The 20,432-nt window shown below is 72.1% G+C and carries 16 protein-coding genes; 8 read left to right on the forward strand and 8 right to left on the reverse strand.

Annotation, left to right across the window (positions count from 1 at the left end; genetic code table 11):
- Positions 1-720, reverse strand: a complete 720-nt coding sequence (locus tag CFP65_RS14410) for a hypothetical protein (protein WP_104816477.1) — start codon at positions 718-720, stop codon at positions 1-3.
- 254 nt (positions 721-974) lie between these two features.
- Here CFP65_RS14410 and sdhC point away from each other — a divergent pair, with 254 nt between their 5' ends.
- The 4 genes from sdhC to CFP65_RS14430 are packed head-to-tail and all read left to right on the forward strand — an operon-like array spanning position 975 to position 4,405.
- The gene (gene sdhC / locus CFP65_RS14415) at positions 975-1,355 is read left to right on the forward strand and encodes a succinate dehydrogenase, cytochrome b556 subunit (RefSeq protein WP_104816478.1); all 381 of its coding nucleotides are present in this window, start codon (positions 975-977) and stop codon (positions 1,353-1,355) included.
- A 5-nt stretch (positions 1,356-1,360) separates the two neighbouring features.
- Positions 1,361-1,858, forward strand: a complete 498-nt coding sequence (locus tag CFP65_RS14420; protein WP_104816479.1) for a succinate dehydrogenase hydrophobic membrane anchor subunit — start codon at positions 1,361-1,363, stop codon at positions 1,856-1,858.
- 31 nt (positions 1,859-1,889) lie between these two features.
- Positions 1,890-3,632 (forward strand): succinate dehydrogenase flavoprotein subunit, encoded by a 1,743-nt coding sequence (gene sdhA, locus CFP65_RS14425; protein ID WP_104816480.1) that lies wholly within the window; start codon positions 1,890-1,892, stop codon positions 3,630-3,632.
- A complete protein-coding gene (locus CFP65_RS14430; protein WP_104816481.1) occupies positions 3,632-4,405 on the forward strand; it encodes a succinate dehydrogenase iron-sulfur subunit in 774 nt (257 codons plus the stop codon). The genes sdhA and CFP65_RS14430 overlap by 1 nt, the downstream gene beginning before the upstream one ends.
- Positions 4,406-4,469: 64 nt before the next feature.
- Here the strand turns inward: CFP65_RS14430 and CFP65_RS14435 are convergent, their stop codons facing one another.
- Positions 4,470-6,086, reverse strand: a complete 1,617-nt coding sequence (locus CFP65_RS14435; protein WP_104816482.1) for a hypothetical protein — start codon at positions 6,084-6,086, stop codon at positions 4,470-4,472.
- A gap of 177 nt (positions 6,087-6,263) precedes the next feature.
- Here CFP65_RS14435 and CFP65_RS14440 point away from each other — a divergent pair, with 177 nt between their 5' ends.
- Complete coding sequence (locus CFP65_RS14440; protein WP_104816483.1) at positions 6,264-6,518, forward strand: SCO4848 family membrane protein; 255 nt, start codon at positions 6,264-6,266, stop codon at positions 6,516-6,518.
- Positions 6,519-6,612: 94 nt separating this feature from the next.
- Positions 6,613-7,836 carry a D-alanyl-D-alanine carboxypeptidase family protein gene (locus tag CFP65_RS14445; RefSeq protein ID WP_104820877.1) on the forward strand — a complete coding sequence of 408 codons (1,224 nt, stop codon included), beginning with the start codon at positions 6,613-6,615 and terminating at the stop codon, positions 7,834-7,836.
- Positions 7,837-7,927: 91 nt separating this feature from the next.
- On the opposite strand, the gene CFP65_RS14450 is transcribed toward CFP65_RS14445, so the two are convergent.
- The 6 genes from CFP65_RS14450 to CFP65_RS14475 form a co-directional block, all read right to left on the reverse strand.
- Complete coding sequence (locus CFP65_RS14450; protein ID WP_104816484.1) at positions 7,928-8,764, reverse strand: class I SAM-dependent methyltransferase; 837 nt, start codon at positions 8,762-8,764, stop codon at positions 7,928-7,930.
- A gap of 84 nt (positions 8,765-8,848) precedes the next feature.
- The gene (locus tag CFP65_RS14455) at positions 8,849-9,799 is read right to left on the reverse strand and encodes a YihY/virulence factor BrkB family protein (RefSeq protein ID WP_254552392.1); all 951 of its coding nucleotides are present in this window, start codon (positions 9,797-9,799) and stop codon (positions 8,849-8,851) included.
- A gap of 46 nt (positions 9,800-9,845) precedes the next feature.
- Positions 9,846-10,793 (reverse strand): class I SAM-dependent methyltransferase, encoded by a 948-nt coding sequence (locus CFP65_RS14460; RefSeq protein ID WP_104820879.1) that lies wholly within the window; start codon positions 10,791-10,793, stop codon positions 9,846-9,848.
- A 20-nt stretch (positions 10,794-10,813) separates the two neighbouring features.
- A complete protein-coding gene (locus CFP65_RS14465; protein WP_104816485.1) occupies positions 10,814-12,586 on the reverse strand; it encodes a hypothetical protein in 1,773 nt (590 codons plus the stop codon).
- Positions 12,587-12,771: 185 nt separating this feature from the next.
- Entirely contained in the window at positions 12,772-14,646 is a 1,875-nt protein-coding gene (locus CFP65_RS14470; protein WP_104816486.1) for a hypothetical protein, read from the reverse strand.
- Positions 14,647-14,697: 51 nt separating this feature from the next.
- Positions 14,698-15,720, reverse strand: a complete 1,023-nt coding sequence (locus CFP65_RS14475; protein ID WP_104816487.1) for a glycosyltransferase family 2 protein — start codon at positions 15,718-15,720, stop codon at positions 14,698-14,700.
- Between the two features lie 315 nt (positions 15,721-16,035).
- On the opposite strand from CFP65_RS14475, the gene CFP65_RS14480 reads away from it, so the two are divergent.
- Positions 16,036-16,686: a bifunctional 2-polyprenyl-6-hydroxyphenol methylase/3-demethylubiquinol 3-O-methyltransferase UbiG gene (locus CFP65_RS14480; protein WP_104816488.1), complete on the forward strand. Its 651-nt coding sequence runs from the start codon at positions 16,036-16,038 to the stop codon at positions 16,684-16,686.
- Between the two features lie 124 nt (positions 16,687-16,810).
- Positions 16,811-20,368, forward strand: a complete 3,558-nt coding sequence (locus CFP65_RS14485) for a bifunctional glycosyltransferase family 2 protein/CDP-glycerol:glycerophosphate glycerophosphotransferase (RefSeq protein ID WP_104816489.1) — start codon at positions 16,811-16,813, stop codon at positions 20,366-20,368.
- The last annotated feature ends 64 nt before the right edge of the window (positions 20,369-20,432 follow it).

Consider the following 20,432-nt stretch of genomic DNA (forward strand, 5'->3'; position numbering starts at 1 on the left):
CTACCGGGCCGCCCGGAGCTTCGCCAGCTGGGCCCGCACCACGTGCGGGTCCGGCTCCGGAGCCGGGTCCTTGCCCACCCCCACCGTGCTGAACACCGCCAGCGAGGTCCCCGTCCGGGCCAGCAGCGCCCGCTGGGCGAGCAGCGTGCCGCCGGATTCATTCGTCAGGATGAAAGCCGTGACGGCGTCCGCTCCCTCCACCGTGGGCGTGTCGAGCCGGGTGAGGCGGTGCCGGCTGCGGACGCCCTTGCGGGCCGCCGAGACCCCCTTGCCGGTGCCCGTCACCGAGGTGAAGGCGGTGCACTGGCCGAGCACCTGCTCCAGCCTCCCCTGCAGCTGCGCCGCCCGCCCCGGCGCGAAGGCCAGCAGCCCCGCGTAGACCCCGCCCTTGGTGTCGGCCCCCTTGGTCACGCTCAGGTCGGTCTCGGCCGCCGGGCCGGCCGCCGGGTTGGCCGGGGCCACCGCGTCCAGCACCGGCTGGCAGGCGGGCACGTCGGCCGTCTCCCGGTCCGCCCCCTCCCCCGGGTTGGCCGGGCCCGGGGTCATCACCGTGACGGCGTAACCGGCCCCGAGCTCCGCATCGGTCACCGCCGCCTGCCGCAGCTGGGCCGAGGTCAGCTCCCGGGGAGCCGCCGCCCGGTCGGCAGACGTCCCGACGGTGGTGCAGCCGACGGCGAGCACCAGGACGGACAGGGCGGGGAGTAAGCGATGCAGTGGCACGGTGGTCCTCGAAGGGTGTCGGCGGCAGGCAGGCCGTCACCGTAACGCAGCCACTCGGACACGCCGAGTGACAAAAGTCGGTTTGGTTCCCGAAACTGTTAGCCCGAGCGTGCCTGATCGATCACACCTGACACCCCCGGAGGCGTTCGGCCGCACGGCGTCGATAGGATGCTCGCGGCCGGTGGACCGTACCCGGCCGGGCTGACCGACACCGAAGCCGGCCGAGCCCCCAATCCGCTTCCGGAGGGTTTTCCGTGCCGGCTGGAACGCTGTACCGCGGCCGGGAAGGCATGTGGAGTTGGGTGGCTCACCGAGTCACCGGCGTCCTCATCTTCTTCTTCCTGTTCGCCCATGTCCTGGACACCGCACTGGTGCGAGTGTCGCCCGAGGCTTATGACTCGGTCATCCAGACCTACAAGACGCCGCTGGTGAACCTGATGGAGTACGGCCTCACCGCCGCCATCCTGTTCCACGCGCTGAACGGCCTGCGGGTCGTGGCGGTCGACTTCTGGTCCAAGGGCCCGAAGTACCAGAAGCAGATGCTCTGGACCGTCGTCGGCGTCTGGGTCGTCCTGCTGGCGGGTGCCTTCTACCCGATCCTCCAGCACACCCTGACTACCTGGTTCGGGAAGTGACGGACATGTCGACGGACTACAAGTACTCCGAGCCCCTCGCCGTCCCCTCCGCCCAGGCCCACACCGGCCAGGGCCTGGGCACGGGCAACCCCGCCGACGCCTTCGTGGTGGAGCCGCCCCGCGCGCGCTCCAAGAAGACGCCGCGCCGCACCCGCACCAACTTCGAGATGCTGGCGTGGCTCTTCATGCGCCTCTCGGGTGTCGTGCTGGTCTTCCTGATCCTCGGCCACCTGCTGATCATGCTGGTGCTCGACGGCGGCGTCTCCAAGATCGGCTTCGCCTTCGTGGCCGGCCGCTGGGCCTCGCCGTTCTGGCAGGGCTGGGACCTCCTGATGCTCTGGCTCGCCATGCTGCACGGCGCCAACGGCATGCGGACGGTCATCAACGACTACGCCGAGAAGGACTCGACCCGTCTCTGGCTGAAGACCCTGATGGGTGCCGCGACCGTCTTCACGGTCCTGCTGGGCACCCTGGTGATCTTCACCTTCGACCCGAACATCTAATCGGCGTAGAACCCAGAGGCGACTGACACTCATGCAGATTCACAAGTACGACACCGTCATCGTCGGCGCCGGCGGCGCGGGTATGCGCGCGGCCATCGAGTCGACGAAGCGCACCCGCACCGCGGTGCTGACCAAGCTCTACCCCACCCGGTCCCACACCGGCGCGGCCCAGGGCGGCATGTGCGCCGCCCTCGCCAACGTCGAGGAGGACAACTGGGAGTGGCACACCTTCGACACGGTCAAGGGTGGTGACTACCTGGTCGACCAGGACGCCGCCGAGATCATGTGCAAGGAGGCCATCGACGCCGTCCTCGACCTGGAGAAGATGGGCCTCCCCTTCTCCCGCACCGAGCAGGGCCGGATCGACCAGCGCCGCTTCGGCGGTCACTCCCGCAACCACGGTGAGGCGCCCGTGCGCCGCTCCTGCTACGCGGCGGACCGCACCGGCCACATGATCCTCCAGACGCTGTTCCAGAACTGCGTCAAGGAGGGCGTGGAGTTCTTCAACGAGTTCTACGTCCTCGACCTGCTGATCAACGAGGGCAAGACCGCGGGCGTCGTCGCCTACGAGCTGGCCACCGGCGAGATCCACGTCTTCCAGGCCAAGTCGGTCGTCTTCGCGTCCGGCGGCACCGGCAAGTTCTACAAGGTCTCCTCCAACGCCCACACCCTCACCGGTGACGGCCAGGCCCTGGTCTACCGCCGCGGCCTGCCGCTGGAGGACATGGAGTTCTTCCAGTTCCACCCGACGGGCATCTGGCGCATGGGCATCCTCCTCACCGAGGGTGCGCGCGGCGAGGGCGGCATCCTGCGCAACAAGGACGGCGAGCGCTTCATGGAGCGCTACGCCCCCGTCATGAAGGACCTCGCGTCCCGTGACGTCTGCTCGCGCGCCATCTACACCGAGATCCGCGAAGGCCGCGGCTGCGGCCCGGACGGCGACCACGTGTACCTGGACCTCACTCACCTGCCCCCGGAGCAGCTGGACGCGAAGCTCCCGGACATCACCGAGTTCGCGCGCACCTACCTCGGCATCGAGCCCTACACGGACCCGATCCCGATCCAGCCCACCGCGCACTACGCCATGGGCGGCATCCCGACCAACGTCGAGGGTGAGGTCCTGCGCAACAACACGGACGTCGTCCCGGGCCTGTACGCGGCCGGCGAGGTCGCCTGCGTCTCCGTGCACGGCGCCAACCGCCTGGGCACCAACTCGCTGCTCGACATCAACGTGTTCGGCCGTCGCGCGGGCATCGCCGCCGCCGACTACGCCAACGTGAACGAGTACGTCGAGCTCCCGGAGAACCCGGCCGAGAAGGTGCAGGCGCTGGTCGACGGCCTGCGCGAGTCCACCGGCACCGAGTCCGTGGCGCAGATCCGCAAGGAGCTGCAGGAGACCATGGACACCAACGCCATGGTCTACCGCACCGGCGACACCCTGAAGGCCGCCGTCGCCGACATCGCGGCGCTGCGCGAGCGCTACAAGAACGTGTCGATCCAGGACAAGGGCTCCCGCTACAACACGGACCTCCTGGAGGCCGTGGAGCTGGGCAACCTGCTCGACCTGGCCGAGGTCCTGGCCGTCTCCGCGCTGGCCCGCGAGGAGTCCCGCGGCGGTCACTACCGCGAGGACTTCCCCAACCGCGACGACGCGAAGTTCATGCTGCACACCATGGCGTACCAGGAGGTGGCGGCCGACGGCACCACCTCCATCCGCCTCGACTACAAGCCGGTCGTCACGACCCGGTACCAGCCGATGGAGCGTAAGTACTGATGAGCACTCCGACCGTGGAGAAGCACTCGGCCGCTCTGGACGCGGCCGAGGCCGGGGCCACCCAGCTGATCACCGTCACCTTCCGGATCCGCCGGTTCAACCCGGAGGAGCACCCGGACCCGGTGTGGGTCGACTACCAGCTGGAGATGGACCCGAAGGAGCGCGTCCTGGACGCGCTCAACAAGATCAAGTGGGAGCAGGACGGCACCCTCACCTACCGCCGTTCCTGCGCGCACGGGATCTGCGGCTCGGACGCGATGCGGATCAACGGCCGCAACCGGCTGGCCTGCAAGACCCTGATCAAGGACGTCAACCCGGAGAAGCCGATCACGATCGAGGCCATCAAGGGCCTCACGGTCCTCAAGGACCTGATCGTGGACATGGACCCGTTCTTCCAGGCGTACAAGGACGTCATGCCGTTCCTCATCACCAAGGGGAACGAGCCGACGCGCGAGCGTCTGCAGACGGCCGAGGACCGCGAGCGCTTCGACGACACCACCAAGTGCATCCTGTGCGCCGCGTGCACCTCGTCCTGCCCGGTCTTCTGGAACGACGGCCAGTACTTCGGCCCGGCCGCGATCGTCAACGCGCACCGCTTCATCTTCGACTCGCGCGACGAGGGTGCCGAGCAGCGCCTGGAGATCCTCAACGACCGCGAGGGCGTGTGGCGCTGCCGCACCACCTTCAACTGCTCCGAGGCCTGCCCCCGTGGCATCGAGGTCACCAAGGCGATCCAGGAAGTGAAGCGGGCCCTGGTGACCCGTCGCTTCTGATCACCAGCACCTGCTGAGGGCCCGCCCGGTTTTCCGGGCGGGCCCTCGGCCTTTCTCGGGGCGGTTACTTCAGCAGCCCCAGGTCCTTCGGCGCGGCGACCCCGTCGAAGGTCAGCAGGTGCCGGGCCGCCGTGACGGCGTACAGGTCCGGCTTGCCGTCCCCGTTGCCGTCACCCGAGCTGCCCAGCACCGGGTACTCGGCGGCCGGGAAGCTGCCGAGCACGGTGCCGCCGGCCGGGTCGGCGAGGACCGAGAAGTCGTAGCTGCCGTCGGCGCCCTGCGACACGGTGTAGCCGCGGAGGGTGCCGGTGGCCTTCTCCCTGGACCAGAGCAGCACCGAGCCGTCGGCCTGCTTGCCCGGGGCGATCAGGTCGTAGCCGGACCAGGTGCCGGTGGTGCTGAGCCTGCGGACCGTGCCGATGAACGGCATCGAGTTCAGGTACCAGAGGTCGCCGTCCTCCACCGTGAGCAGCACCGCGCCCCACGGCCGGGTGAGCGCACCGAGCGAGACGATCTGCTCGGCGTGGGACCAGTCGGCGGCGAAGCCGGCCGGCACCGGGTTGTACGGGTTGTCGGCCGGGCGGTTCACCAGGGACGCACCCTGCCCGAAGCCACCGAAGTCGCTGTTCCCGTACAGGTAGAGCGCCGACCCGCCCGGCTCGTGCGCCAGCAGGTCGTCCATCGGCAGGTGCGCGCCGGTCGACCCGCGGTGGGCGAGCCGGGCGCCCGTCCAGCCGGCGCCGACCGGGCCGCGCGCCGCGGCCACGGTGGAGCTCGGCGCGGTGGAACCGGCCGCCGCGCTGATGATCTGGAGATTGCCGGCGGCGTCCGGCAGCAGGATGTCCGGCACGCCGTCGCCGTCCACGTCACCGGGGGTGTTCGGCGGGTTGGGGTTCGAGGGGGCGTAGAAGGAGTAGTCCACCGGGGAGGACACGTTGCCGGCCTCGTCCATCGTCTGCACCCGCAGGGTGCTGCCGCCCCAGCCGGTCGGGCGGAGCCTGGCGGTGGCCTTGCCGTCGGCGCCGGCCGGGACGGTGTCCGGGCTCTGGCAGGTCCAGCCCACGTCCAGGGTGCCGGTGAAGGTGTAGTGGTAGCAGGCGATGCCCGAGGCCCGGCCGGTGGCCGGGGCGGGGTCGGTGGCGGCGAAGGTGAAGTCGCCGTACTGGCCCGCGTACTTGACCGGAGTGCCGGTGGCGGGGAAGTCGGTGGAGCCGACCACCGGGGTGTTCGGGGCCGAGGTGTCGACCCGGAAGGCGCACCACGGGGTCGGCCTGCCCGTGGCGTGGGCGGTCAGGGCCTGGGCCTGCCAGGCGTAGGTGCGGCCGTCGAGGAGACCGGCCGGCTTGGTGGTGGCGGTGCCGTCGGCCACCGGGGCGGTGGTCTTGACGGCCTGGCCGGTGTGCTCGTCGCGGACTGAGAAGCGCGCGGTGGCCGCGGCGCCGTCCGGTGACTGCACGGCGACGCCGAGTGTCAGGTCGGCCGTACCGACCCAGCCCGGGGTCTCACCGGGCGTGCATCCCTGGGTCCGCACCCCAGTCGAGGCGAAGCCCGGCACCGGGGCCGCCATCGGGCCGGAGACCACCGGCCCGGGTGCCACCGCCCCTGCGGCGGGCGCGACCAGCACCCCGGCCGCCAGTGCGACGACGACGGCCGAGACCGACAGAACAGCGGAACGTGCCACGAATGCTCCCACCCCTGAGGACTGACGTTGCGTCCGTGCCTTCTGCACGGAGTGGCGATCCTGACAGGGCCGCCGAGGTGCGGCAAAGCATTTTCGGCCCGGCACCCCGGGGTCGGAGCGGGTGTCGGGACGCCCATACTGGGACGGACCGTTCGCTCCCCTTCGAAGGACCGTGCCATGAAGCTCACCCGCCCTGTCTCCTGGTTCCTCACGGCGTTCGGGGCGTGGTCCTGGATGGTCTGGATCACCTTCGCGAAGAACCTCTGGAAGGACTCCGGGCACCAGGCGTTCGTGAACGGGGACCACGCGCAGCCGACGGCGTTCTTCTGGATCCACCTGGCGCTCACCATCGTCTCGTTCCTGCTCGGGACGGCGATCGGCGTGCTGGGCATCCGGGGGTTGCGGGCCGCCGGGCAGGCGGCCGAGCAGTAGGCCGGGCGGGTCAATCCCCGGCACCCGTGCGGGGGACGGGTGCGGTCGTCGCGGTAGGACGATAGGACGGAGCGGGTACGTTCGATCGGTGCTGATGGCCGGTCGATTCGTTGTGCGCTGCGGGATGGTGGTCGCGGCGGCCCTGCTGTGTGGTGCGGCTGCTCCGGCGGACGGCCCGCCACCCGCCGTGGTGGGCGGGCAGCGCCTGGGGCAGGCCGGGGTGCAGGTCGCTCCGCTGAGCGGGGCGCCCGCGCTGCCCGGCGGGCTGACCGGGCAGTCCTGGCTGGTGGCCGACGCCGGGACGGGCGAGGTGCTCGCCGCGTACAACGCGCACCTGCGGCTGCCGCCGGCCAGCACCCTGAAGATGCTCTTCGCCGACACCGTGCTGCCGAAGTTCGACAAGGCCGCCGTGCACCACGTGACGCCCGCCGAGCTGTTCGGCCTGGGCCAGGGCAGCAGTCTGGTCGGCATCAAGGAGGACCTGGACTACCGGGTGGAGGACCTCTGGCGCGGGGTCTTCCTCTCCTCCGGCAACGACGCCGTGCACGTGCTGGCCCACATGAACGGCGGCGTCGAACAGACCGTCAGCCAGATGCAGGCCCGGGCCGAGGCCCTGCAGGCCCACGACACCCACGTGGTCTCCCCCGACGGCTACGACACCGACGGCCAGGTCTCCTCCGCCTACGACCTCACCCTGTTCGCCCGGGCCGGCCTGAAGAACGCCGACTTCCGGGCCTACTGCGGCACCCGCGACGCCCAGTTCCCCGGCGCGGTGGACAAGAACACCGGCCAGCGCGGCAGCTTCGGCATCGCCAACACCGACCGCCTGCTCGGCAACTACCCCGGCCTGATCGGGGTCAAGAACGGCTACACCACCAACGCCGGCTCCACCTTCACCGGCGCCGCCGTCCGGGGCGACCGGACCCTGCTGGTCACCGTGATGCACCCCGCCTCGTACATGAAGGTGTACGAGGAGACCGCCGCCCTGCTGGACTGGGGCTTCGCCGCCGCCGGCCACACCCAGCCGGTGGGGGTGCTGGCGGAGGACACCCTGGTGGTACCCGCCTCCCCGAAGCCGGTGGCGAAGGCCAGTGCGGCGCCGGCCGCCGCCGTGCAGCCGGTGGCGGCTAAGGCGGCCGTCACCGGCCAGCGCGGCGCGGTCGGCTGGTGGGCTGCCGCCGTGGCCGCCGTCGCAGTGGCGGCGGCCGGCCTCCGGATCAGGGCCCGCCGGCTCCGCCGCCGCCGCGCCGCTTGGACCTTGGAGCCGGAGGGAACTGACGTTCCGGGCGGCGCTACGGCAATCGGAAGGAACCGATAGGGGCTCGGGGAACTGCGAGGGCATCCCTTGGGGCGTGTACTCGTTAAGGAGTGCGCCACATCCGGGGATGCCCTCGCAGTTCCCCGAGCCCCTAAACGCCGCCCTTCAGGGTCCGCCTGAGTGCGCGGAACGCGATCGGGGGGAGGAGGTCGTGGGCCAGGCGGCGGGCGGTGGGGTGGGAGACGGGGCGGCGGGTGGGGGCGGGGGCGTCCCAGGCGAGGCGGTGGACGGTGGAGCCGGCGATGAGGTCCTCGCTGGTGCGGAAGCCCTCGGACTGCCAGTCGCGGGAGAGCAGGACCTCCTTGGCGGCCTCGGCGTCGCCCCAGGTGCCGTAGAACTTCTCGGGGGTGAGGCAGACCGGCCGCAGGCCGAGGTCGGCGACGGCCTCCCAGACGGCGGCGGCCACGCCGGGGGTGTGCGGGGAGCGGTAGTCGTCGAGGACGACCAGGCCGTCGGGGGCCAGGGCCTCGCGGGCCACCCGGATGTCGCCGGCCACGTGCTCGTAGAGGTGCGAGGCGTCGATGTGGACGAACCGGCAGCTGCCGGCCGGGATCCGGCCGTCGGCCAGCGCGGAGGTGGGGGCCTGGACGATCTCCGGGAGGCGGGGGTGGAAGGTCAGGTAGTTGGTCTCGAAGGCCGCCCGGGTGAGGGTCTTGCGGTAGGACATGGCCATCTCGGCGGAGTTCGACTCGTCGGGGGCCTCGGAGTCGAACAGGTCGCAGACGGTGAAGGTCTCGCCCTCCTGGAGGTACTGCCCGAGCAGGATCGCGCTGCGGCCGAGGTAGGTGCCGAGTTCGAGGAGGTCGCCGCTCACGCCGGCCGCGCTCTGCCGGGAGAGGAACCAGCTGAAGAGGTCCTGGTCGACCTTCCAGAACCAGCCGGGGACGTCGTCGGGGGTGCGCGGCACAGCGGGGGTGGCAGTCGTCACGGGGGTCTCCCAGGGGACGCGCCCACGGGGGTAAGGGCGCAAGTGCGCGTGATCCTAGTCACGTGTCCCACGAACTGACAGAGGTCAATCCGCTTTTCGCAGGATCTGCTCAGCTCGGGTGATCTCCCGTTGCCGGGCCGCGGCCGGATCGGCCAGCGCCGTCCAGGAGACGCAGTACATGAGCAGCCGGCTGACGAAGTTGATCCAGAGCAGCAGGGCGATCGGGGTGCCGAAGGCGCCGTAGATGTTCTTGGTGGCCACCGAGCCGAGGTAGGAGGCGAGCAGGATCTTGAGCACCTCGAACCCGACCGCCCCGATCAGCGCGGCGCCCAGCACGTCCCGCCGGTGCTGGTCGGTGATCCGGGGGAAGGGGGCCAGCAGGTAGGCGAAGAGGACGGTGTCGGCGATCACCGCGATCAGGTAGCTCGCCGCCCCGAGCAGGTAGCGGCCGGCCGTGCCGTCGAGGCCGATCGCGTCGGCGAGGTGCCGGGCCAGCTGGGTGGCGACGGCGGAGGCGCCGAGCGAGACGGCGGTGACCAGGCCGAGGCCGAGCAGCACCACGCAGTCCCAGGCCTTGCGCAGGACGATGTTGCCGTCCTCCTCCGGGAGGAGCCAGACGTCCCGGATCGCTCCCCTTATGGTGTCCACCCAGCCGAGGCCGGAGATCACCAGGAGCAGGCCGCTGATCAGCCCGACGGTGCCGGCGTTGGCGATCAGGCCGGGGAGGTTGAGCGAGTCCGAGAGGCCGGGGAGCTGTTCGGAGATCTTGTCCTGGAGCCGGTGCACCTGGGAGCCGTTGAGCGTGGCCACCGCGACGGCGAGGGCCACGGTGAGCAGCGGGAAGAGCGCCAGGAAGCCGAAGAAGGTGACCGCCCCGGCCAGGCGGTTGCCCTTGGTCTCGGTGAAGTGGGCGTAGGTGCGGTACGCCCGGGTGCGCAGCAGCCAGGTGACCAGGGGGCCGATCACCGGCAGCTTGGCCAGCTTCTCCACGGGCGCTCCCAACTCCTGGGCGAGGACGGCGACGGACAGGCTCATGTATACCGACGCCTTGCCCGTTCAGTCCTGACGACTCGCCCGGTGCTCACCCCCGGCGGCCCGCCCGGCGCTCGGCCTGGCGGCCGACCTGCCGCAGGGCGTCGCTGAGCAGCGGCGGCAGCAGGTCGGCGGCGACCTGCCGGGCGACGGCGCCGGGGCGGCGGGCCGCTGCGGCGGCGGCCCGGCGGGCGGCCAGCTCGGTGGCGGCCCGCTCGGCGGCGGCCAGCCGGTGCTGCTGGGCGAGCCGGTCGTGGTGCCGGGAGACCGGGAAGGCGGGGGTGGGCCGGCCGTCCAGCCGGAGCACCCGGTGGCCGGCCACGGTGTCGGTGCTGGTGCCGCAGCCGGGGGCGCCGCCGGAGGTGGCGAGCAGCTCGCGCTGGTACGGCTCCGGATCGCCCCAGGTGGCGTAGAACTTGCACTCGCTCAGGCAGATCGGGCGCAGCCCGTGGTTGAGCACGGCCTCCCAGGTGGCGGCGGCCACCCCGGGGGTGTGGGCGGAGCGGTAGTCGTCCATGACGAGCACGCCCTGCGGCTGGAGCACGGCCCGGGCCGTCCGGATGTCGCCGGCCACGTGCTCGTACAGGTACGAGGCGTCCACGTGCACGAAGCGGCAGCTGCCGGCCGGGATCCGGCCGTCGGCCAGGGACGAGGTGGGGCCCTGGACGATCTGCGGGAGGTGGTCGTGGAAGGCCAGGTAGTTGGCCTCGAAGGCGGCCCGGCTGAGCGTCTCGCGGTAGAACCGCGCCATCTCGGCGGCGTTCTCCTCGTCGGGCGCCTCGGACTCGAAGAGGTCGCAGACCGTGAGGGTCTCGCCCTCGGCGAGGTGACGGCCCATCACGATGGCGCTGCGGCCGAGGTAGGCGCCCAGCTCCAGCAGGTCGCCCCGGGTGCCGGTGCGGCTCTGCCGGTCGAGCACCCACTCGAAGAGGTGCCGGTCCAGCTCCCAGAACCAGCCCGGCACGTCGGTCAGGACGGCGGGTTCGACGGTGGTCATGCGGTGCTCCTCCAAGGGGGTCACGGGACCACTCCGTTCGGCGGCTTGCCGCCGCAGAAGGCGGTCCAGCTCGCGTACGCGACGTTGCCGCACCAGAGGCTGGTGTCCACGCTGTCCTTGGGCCGCCAGTCGTAGTGCGGGGGCGTGCAGGTGTGCTTGGGGGCGTAGACCGGGCAGCTGCCGTCGGCCTTCGCCAGGGTGTGCGCCCGGTAGGCGTCCAGGCCCATGGTGTGCGAATCCGGGTCGAGCACCGGCATGTAGCGGTTGGCCGACCAGGAGGCGCCCATCGCGCCGAACACGGCCAGCCCGCAGAGCGAGCCGGCGGCCAGCCGGCGGCCGAGCGAGCCGGAGGGGCGCAGCTTGCGGCTGGCCGTCAGACGGCGCCAGCTGCGGGCCGCCCCGCCGGAGACGATCATCGCGGCGAGCACGGTGAGGGCGATGAAGCAGTAGAGGATCAGCCAGGTGGTGCGCGGGTAGAGCATCACCGCCTGGTCGCGCTGCATGTGGCCGGCGAACCAGAACCGCAGCACCCAGGAGCCGCCGAGGCAGCCGAGCACGGCCACCACGGCCGGGCGGCGCAGGCCGAGCGCGAGGGCCAGGGCGAAGCCGGCCACGACGAGCAGCGTGAAGGTGGTCTGCCCGGCCAGCTCGCCCGGCGGCGGCCAGGCCCAGGAGGGCGGCCAGCCGGAGCGGTCGGAGCGCCAGCCCATCACGTAGGCCGGGTCGATGTAGGTGTCGAAGTAGGCGTACCGGTCGACGGTGTTCGCGCCGTTCGCCAGGAACTTGAGCAGCAGCGGGGCGCCGACGGCGGCGAAGCACAGGCCGGCCGCGCCGAGCAGGGCGGCGGCCCGGCCCAGGGCGGCCCGGCCCTTGCGCCAGGGGGTGAGGGCGAGCACGGCGACGGCGGTGCCGGGGGCGGACCAGACGAACCAGCCCGAGTAGGTGAGGAACAGCAGCCCGAGCAGCGCGCCGAGCCCGGCCCCGCGCAGCAGGGCCGAGCGCAGCCGCAGGCCCGGGGTGCGGGTCAGCTCGGTGAGCAGCCGGCCGAGCACCGGAACGAGGCAGAGCATCACCAGGTGGCTGTACGGGCGGATCGGGTCGAGGAAGAGCAGCGCGGCGGGCAGCGCGACGGCCAGCGCCCAGGCGGGGCGCAGCAGGAGCCGCCAGGCGAGGTAGGCGCAGGGGCCGACCACGGCGCTGAGCAGCAGCTGCATGTCCTTGAGCGCGAAGCCGACGTGGCCGTGCCGGACGTGCTTGGCCCACTCGGCGAGCAGCCAGATGAAGCCCGGCGGGTAGATGCCGGGCAGGCCCTCGCCGCGCAGGTAGGAGGCTGCGTAGCCCTCCAGGGTGCCCGGGTCGCCGTCCTGGCCGCCGAGGCCCCAGGGGGTGCCGTGCAGGGCGACGGCGATGCCGCCGGCGACGATGCCGGTGCCCAGGCCCGCGACGGCGGCGCAGCCCAGCCGCAGCAGCAGCCGGTACCGCTGGGGGCCGGCCCGGTGGGCGGCGTAGAGCACCACGGCGAACAGCGGCACGGCGAGCAGCGCGGCCCGGAACTGGAGCTTGGCCAGGCCGCTGACCTGGCCGATCCGGATCATCGGGTTCACGTGGATGTTGCGGGCCCAGAGCATGAAGCCGATGCCGACGGCCAGGCCCACGGCCGCCTCGGCGGCGCCGGCCAGCAACCGGTGGCCGCGTGCGGGGCGGGGCGGGCCGGCGGGTGCGGGGGGTGGGTCGGCGGGGAGGACCCCGGGTGCCTCGGGCAGCTCGGGTGCCTCGATGGCCACGTCGGGCATGGGCGTTCGCTTCCGTCATCGGGTGGGAGACCGGCCGGGAGGCGGACAAGGGGGACGGGCCCTCCGGCATGCCGGTAACGAAGCCGGGGCCCGGCCGGTCACGCTGGCCGTCAACCCGGCGCGCCGACCGCCACCCGAAGGGGTCTCGTTCAGCGGGCCGTTCGGCGAGCCGATCAGTGGGCCGTTCAGCGGCCGGTGATGATCGGGCGGCCCTCGGGGTCGTAGCTGACCAGGGAGATCGCCAGCCGCTCGGGGTGGTCGCGCAGCGCGAGGGTGTCGGCCACCGTGGCCGGGTCGCTCAGGTAGACGTGCAGCGGCACCGGCGAGGCGTCGGCGTACTCGACGATCTCGTGCGGCCAGCGGCGCCAGCGGCCCCAGATCCAGGCCTGCCAGGAGCGGCCGTTGTCGCGGTTGAGCACCCCCGTCCAGAGGCTGCCCTCCAGGAAGCGCGGGTCCTCCTTGGCGTGCGGGTCGGTCAGCACCACGGCCGCGTACCGGTCCGGCACCGGGCGGCTGGCGGCGATCGCGGTGACCAGCTCGGCGCTGGCGGGGGCGGCCTGCCGGCCCGAGCGGTAGTGGGCGCCGTAACTGCCCTGCCAGCCGCCCGTGGTGGCCCAGTCCGGCTGCGCGTTGTACAGCAGGACGGTGGCCGCGGCGGCGGTGGCCAGCAGCGCCCGTGGCGCGTCGAGCCGGGGGCGGCCGAGCAGCGGGCCGAGGGCGGCGGCGGCCGCCAGCACGGCGAGCACCACCACCGGGTGGAGCAGCTTCTCGTAGTAGTAGGAGGTCTTGCCGACGGTGCTCAGCTGGTACGCCATCAGGGCCGTCGCCACCGCGGCCACCGCCGCGAGGGCGGCCAGCGCGGCCCGGCGGTCGGCGTTGCGCCGGGCCGGGCGGGTGAGCAGGCCGAGCACCGCGAACACGGCCAGCGGCACCAGCAGGTGGCGGGAGACGGCCACCACGCCGCCGGGCATCACCAGCACGGTGGCGGAGTTGGCCTGCTGCCAGTTGGCCACCACCGGCAGGGCCGCCCCGGCGGCGGTGAGCAGGGCCGCTGCGGCCAGCACCGCGGGGCGGGGCAGCCGACGGCGCCGGGCGAGCAGCCAGACCAGCAGCAGCGGCCCGGCGGCGGCCAGCAGCAGGTAGTAGGCGAAGGAGATGCCGATGGTCAACGCGCCCAGCAGCAGGGCCTGTTCGGCCGGGCGGGCGAGCGGGCGGAGCACCAGCGCGGCGAGCAGGGTGAGCAGGGTGAGGCCGAAGAGTTCGCTCTCGAAGCCGGTCAGCGCGATCGGGGTGGCCTCCACCGCCACCAGGTAGACCACCACCAGGCCGGCCACCGGCAGCGTGCCCCAGCGGCCGAGCAGCGGCCCGGCCACCCGGCGGGCGGCCCAGGCCACCGAGCCGACGAAGGCGGTGAGCACCCCGGCGACCAGGAGGACGAAGTGGTCCAGGGTGGTGGTGGCGGCGGCCGGCGGGTGCCCGTTGAAGGCGTACTCGGTGAGCACCGCCAGGGTCAGGTGGCTGCCCTGCGGGTAGCTCTGGAAGCCGTTCTGGAGGGCGACGGCGGCCTCGGCCCGGTGGAAGACCAGGTAGCCCTGGAGCCGGAGCACGCTGTCGTATAGCGCGAAGTGCCGGGCCAGGTCCTCGCCGTGGTAGACCCGGGCGAACCGGCCGGTGGCGTCGGTGGCCAGCAGCGGCTGGAGGTAGAAGAAGGCCGCGGCGGCGATCGGGAGCAGCAGCTGCGCGTCCCGCCACCGGGGCCGGGGCAGCCGGAGCCGACGGCCGGCCAGCAGGGCGGCGGCCGGCAGGAGGGCGGTGGCCTCGCCGAGCGCCACGGGCTGCAGGCCCCAGGGCCAGACCGAGGCGAGCACCCCGAGCAGGCAGACCCAGCCGGCCAGCAGGCCGGCCGCGAGCACCAGGCGGTCGATCAGGCCCAGCGGGGAGCGGAACAGCCCGGCGGTGACGGCCACCAGCAGGGCGAGGGCCAGCAGGTCGACGTGCAGCAGGTGGCAGAGCGGCGGGGCCGCGAGCAGGCCGAGGGCCGTCGCGAGACGGAGGTACACACAACGACAACGAGGGAGCGCCGAGGTGGGTCACTCCCCTGGACGGTGGCCCTAACCCCTGAGCGCGACGTGGGCGGCCTTGGCCGCCACCTGGCGGGTGCGGGCCAGCGCACGGACGCCCTGGTAGGTGAGGTAGCGGCCCTGGCTGAGGAGTTCGGTGCGCAGGCCGCTGACGCCGGGGACGGGGCGGTAGCCCTCGGGGCGCAGCCGGGCGCAGTGCTCGGCGGCCCGGCGGAAGTACTCGCGGCGGTCGCCCGGGGGGATCCGGCCGGGCTTGCTGACCACGGTGTTGAGGTGGTGCACCATCCGGCCGTAGACCACCCGGCGCCAGCGGTCGAGCTCGGGGTGGCGGTCGAGGAAGTCGAAGACCAGGTCGTACTGGGCGAACACGTCGAAGTGCTTGCGGCTGGCCGTCGCGAGTATGTTGCCGCCCTCCTCGCGCTGGCGGTAGTGCACGCCGACCAGGTCGAGCACCGTCATCCGGGTCGCGGAGAGCAGCGCCGGGAAGGTCCACGGGGTGTCCTCGTAGTACCCGGCGGGGAAGCGCAGGCCCTGGGCGGCGATGTAGTCGCGGCGGTACGCCTTGTTCCAGACCACCATCAGCAGGTCGAGCAGGTCGGGCCGCTGGTCGAGGGTGAACACGTCCGGGCCGGAACGGGCGAAGATCGGCGCGGAGTTGCTGCGCACCACCCGGCCGTCGGCGTAGGTGCGGGCGTAGTCGTAGACCAGGATCTCGGGGTCGGCGCAGGCGGTGAGCCGGGCCTCGATCGCGGCGAGCAGGCCCGGGGTGAAGGTGTCGTCGCTGTCCAGGAAGATCACGTAGTCGCCGGTGGCCACGTCGAGCCCGGCGTTGCGGGCCCGGCCGAGGCCGACGTTGGCCGGCAGGTGGATCACCCGCACCCGCTCGTCGCGCTCGGCGGCCCGGTCGAGGATCGCGCCGCAGCCGTCCGGTGAGTGGTCGTCAACCGCGATCAGCTCGAAGTCCGGGCATGACTGGGTGAGCACCGAGTCGAGGCACTCGGCCAGGTAGTCCTGCACCTGGTAGACCGGGACGATCACGCTGAAGCGGGGCATTTGCGACTCATTCTAGGGGGACGCTCAGTCGCCTTAGATCACGGGAGGCGGGTCGCGCGGCGGCTGGGGACGCCGGGCGGGCCAGGCGCAGACTAGCCGCACCGGGGCCGCAGACGCACCCCCGCCCCCGGAAGCGGGCATGCCAGGGGGCCCTCCGTACCCGGTCAACGAGCCGAACGGCCGCCGGTCACCAGCGTCGTACCATCGGGTGACCTCGGCAGCGGGCGACCCCTCGGCGGCCCTACGCTCCCTGAGCAGCTACACACGATCTCCACCAGCAGCCCGACGAAACCCGCAGTCTGGAGAGGCCCTGCCATGCCCGAAGCTTCCGAAGCACACCCCGCCAACACTCCCACCGGCGGCACTCCCACCGGCGGTGCCACTGCCGACGCCTCCTACACCGAACGCCTGGTGACCCTGGAGCAGTCCGGCATCAAGCGGCTGCTGCCGACCCAGGCCCCCTACCGCTGGAACCTCAAGCGGCTCCAGCTCGGCCGGGTGCTGGACGTGGGCTGCGGGGTCGGCCGGAACCTGCAGAACTGCGACCCGGGCAGCGTCGGGGTGGACCACAACGAGACCTCGGTGGCCACCGCCCGCTCGCGCGGCCTGATCGCCTACACCGCCGACGAGTTCGAGAACGACCCGGAGCTGAGCCGCCCCGGCGCGTTCGACTCGATGCTGGTCGCGCACGTGCTGGAGCACCTCGACCTGGACACCTGCGAGCAGCTGCTCAAGAGCTACCTGCCGAGCATCCGCTCCGGCGGCAAGGTCGTGCTGATCACCCCGCAGGCGGCGGGCTACAAGTCGGACCCGACGCACGTGCGCTTCGTCGACTTCGAGGGCCTGCGCACCTACGCGGAGCGGGCCGGTCTCCGAGTGGACCGCAGTTATTCGTTCCCCCTTCCCGAGGCCGCGGGGAAGGTGTTCAAGTACAACGAGTACGTCTTGGTCGGCATCGTTCCCTGACCTCGCGGGTCCGAGGTCCGGCCGGGGTCGGCGGGTACTATCGCGGTGCAACTGTGCCCGGTTCGTCCCACCGACCCGGTCAGAGACCGGCCGTACTTCCCCCGATGAAAGGCCCGCGCACCCGATGGCCCCCCGCCTCTCCGTCGTCGTCCCGATCTACAACGTCGAGCGTTACCTCGAGGAGTGCCTGGACTCCATCGCCGCCCAGACCTTCGACGACCTCGAATGCGTCATGGTCGACGACGGCTCCAAGGACGGCAGTGCGGCCATCGCCGAGGCCTACGCCGCGAAGGACTCCCGGTTCCGCCTGGTCAGCAAGAAGAACGCCGGCCTCGGCGCGGCCCGCAACACCGGCTACGAGCACGTCGACCCGGCCAGTGAGTTCATCGCCTTCGTCGACAGTGACGACACCCTGCCGCCCAGCGCCTACGAGCTGATGATCGGCACGCTGGACGAGACCGGCTCGGACTTCTGCACCGGCAACGTGCTGCGCTTCCGGGCCGTCGGGTACTACCCCTCGGGCGGCCACCGCAAGCCGTTCAAGGAGACGCGGCTCAAGACCCACGTCACCGAGATCCCGGCCCTGATCACCGACCGGACGGCCTGGAACAAGGTCTACCGCCGCTCCTTCTTCGACGGCGCCGGCATCCTGTACCCCGAGGGCATCCTCTACGAGGACGCCCCGGTCAGCGTGCCGCACCACTTCCTCGCCAAGAGCGTGGACGTGCTCTCCGAGCCGATCTACCACTGGCGCGAGCGCGAGGTCGGCGAGATGTCGATCACGCAGATGAAGACCAACCCGAAGACCGTGATCGACCGGGTCAAGTCGATGGAGCTGGTCCGGGCCTGGCTGCAGGCCCAGGAGGACCCGAAGTACAAGAAGCACCTGGAGTTCTACGACGAGAACAACCTCGTCGAGGAGATCCCGATGTTCTTCTGGCCGATCATTGAGGACGACCCGGCCTACAACAGCGCCTACCAGGAGTCGGTCAGCCGGCTGCTGCGCGCGATCGGCCCGGAGCAGATCCGCAAGCTGCGCGCCCCGCTGCGCCTCAAGTACCACCTGACGCTGGCGAACCGGATGGACGAGTTCGTCGAGCAGATGCGCTTCGAGAAGGACAGCAACGGCGCGGCCCCCGCCCGCGGCCTGCTCCGCCCGTACGCCGACTACCCGTTCCTGCGCGGCGGCCGCAAGAGCGTGCCGGCTGACGTGCTGCGCCTGGACAACGCGCTGGTGATGCGCAGCCGGCTCTACGACTCGGCCTGGGTGGACGGCAGGCTCCAGCTCACCGGCCACGCCTTCCCCGAGCACCTGGGCGCCGAGCACCGGCACGACATGGTCAAGGTGCTGGTGCTGCGCGAGGCCAAGGGCCGCCGGGTGCTGGCCGTGCCGACCAAGGCGATGTACAGCCCCGAGGCCACCGCCAGCTCCCCGCACGACCTGTACAGCTGCGACTGGGCCGGCTTCAGCGTGGCCATCGACCCGAAGCGCTTCAAGCACCGCGGGCAGTGGAAGGACGGCTCCTGGCGGGTGCTCATCGCGGGCATCGGCAAGGGCGGCGTCTACAAGGGCCGGATCTCCGGCGGCTGGAGCGACACCGCCGAGAGCCTGCCGGTGCACTGGGTCGAGGAGGACGTCCGGATCGTCCCCTCGATCAGGGACAGCCACGTCTACCTGCGGGTCGAGCGGATCCGCGTCCGGGCGCTCCAGGTGACCGCCGACGACGGCTGGGTCACCGTCTCCGGGGCGGCCGCCTCCGGCGCCGACCTGGCCGGGGCCCGGCTGCGGCTCAAGCACGTCGAGTCCGACCGCGACCTGACCTTCCCGCTGGAGCTGGGCACCCCGGCCGGCCGGGCCGTGCCGTTCACCGCGACCTTCCCGGTCAGCGAGCTGACCGCCGTCCGCGAGGCCTGGGACGCCCTCGACCCGGCCGCCGAGGAGCGCCTGCGCGACCGCTGGGACACCGAGCTGCTGCTGGCCAACGGCGTCACCGCCCCCGTGGTGATAGACGACCGCCGGGCGCCGGCCCAGCTCGACCTGCCCTTCCCGGGCCACGAGCGCGCGCTCTTCTCCAAGCCCTCCCCCAGCGGGTACCTGCAGTTCGTCGACCAGGTGCTCCAGCCGGTGGTCGAGGAGGTCGGCGCCGCCAAGGACGGCGACGGCTTCCTGCTCAGCGGCAGCTTCCCGCTGCCCGGCACCCACCACTACGAGCTGGTGATCCGGCACAACTGGCGCGAGGAGGAGCACCGGTACCCGGTCGAGATCACCGACGGCCGGTTCCGCGCCGCGCTGCCCGCCGTGCCCACCGCCTCCTTCGCCGGCCGGGTGCCGCTGCACAAGGGCACCTGGGAGGTCACCTTCCGCCCGGTCGGCGCCGAGCCCGGCTCGCTCTGGCCGCCCGCCCTGCTCTCCTCCTCCTGCCACCGGAGCCTGCCGGTGGAGGTCGAGGCCCGCGGCAAGCGGATCGCGCTGGAGCGCCGCACCTTCGACAGCCTCTCCCTCGAGGCGCACTCGATGCTGCTGCCCGAGGAGCGCAGCGGCTACCGCCAGCGCAAGCTGCGCTCCGAGTACCCGGGCCTCCAGCAGCGCCCGCTGACCGACAGCGTGCTCTACGTCGCCGCGCTCGGCACCCAGTACGCGGGCTCGCCGCGCGCCGTGCACCAGGAGCTGGTGCAGCGCGGCCTGCCGCTGCGCCACCTGTGGACCACCGACGACGCCCAGGCCGACCTGCCGGAGAGCGCCGAGACGATCCGCCAGTGGAGCCCCGAGTGGTTCGAGGCGCTGGCCACCGCCAAGTACGTGGTCACCAGCACCCACCTGCCCGACTTCTTCACCCGGCGCCCCGGCCAGGTCGTGCTGCAGACCTGGCACGGCACCCCGCTCAAGCGGATCGGGCACGACTTCGAGAAGGTCTGGTTCATCGACGGCGACTACCTCAAGCACCTGGACCGCGAGGTGCCGCACTGGAGCCTGCTGGTCTCCGGCAACACCTTCTCCACCCCGGTGCTGCGCCGCGCCCTCGGCTTCAAGGGCGAGATCGTCGAGGCCGGGTACCCGCGCAACGACGTGCTCTTCGCCTCCGACCGGGAGAAGACGGCCGAGCAGGTCCGCGAGCGGCTCGGGCTGCCCGAGGGCAAGAAGGTGGTGCTCTACGCCCCCACCTTCCGCGAGGACCGCAAGCGCCCGCACGGCGGCTACCAGCTCGACCTGCGGCTCGACCTGGCCGCCGCCCGGGAGGCCCTGGGCGAGGACCAGGTGCTGCTGGTCCGGGCGCACGAGGTGATGTGCGGTCAGATCCCCGGCGCCGGCAACGGCTACGTCTGGGACGTCTCCACCTACCCGGACATGGCCGACCTGCTGCTGGTCGCCGACGTCCTGGTGACCGACTACTCCTCGGCGATGTTCGACTACGCCAACACCGGCCGCCCGATGCTCTTCTTCACCTACGACCTGGAGCACTACCGGGACGACCTGCGCGGCTTCACCTTCGATTTCGAGGCCCAGGCCCCCGGCCCGCTCCTCGACACCTCGGAGGCCCTGGTCGCCGCCCTGGCCCAGGTCGAGCGCAGCACGGCGCCGTACGCCGACGCCTACGCGGCGTTCCGCCAGGCGTACTGCGACCTGGACGACGGCCACGCCGCAGCACGCGTGGTCGATGCATTGCTCTCCGCAAAGAGCTAGTTGCACAAAGCAGGGGCGCGGGGAACTGCGCGGGCATCCCTCGGGGCGTGTACTCGTTAAAGAG

Origin of the sequence: Kitasatospora sp. MMS16-BH015 (assembly GCF_002943525.1) — a bacterium.
Taxonomy (GTDB): Bacteria; Actinomycetota; Actinomycetes; order Streptomycetales; family Streptomycetaceae; genus Kitasatospora.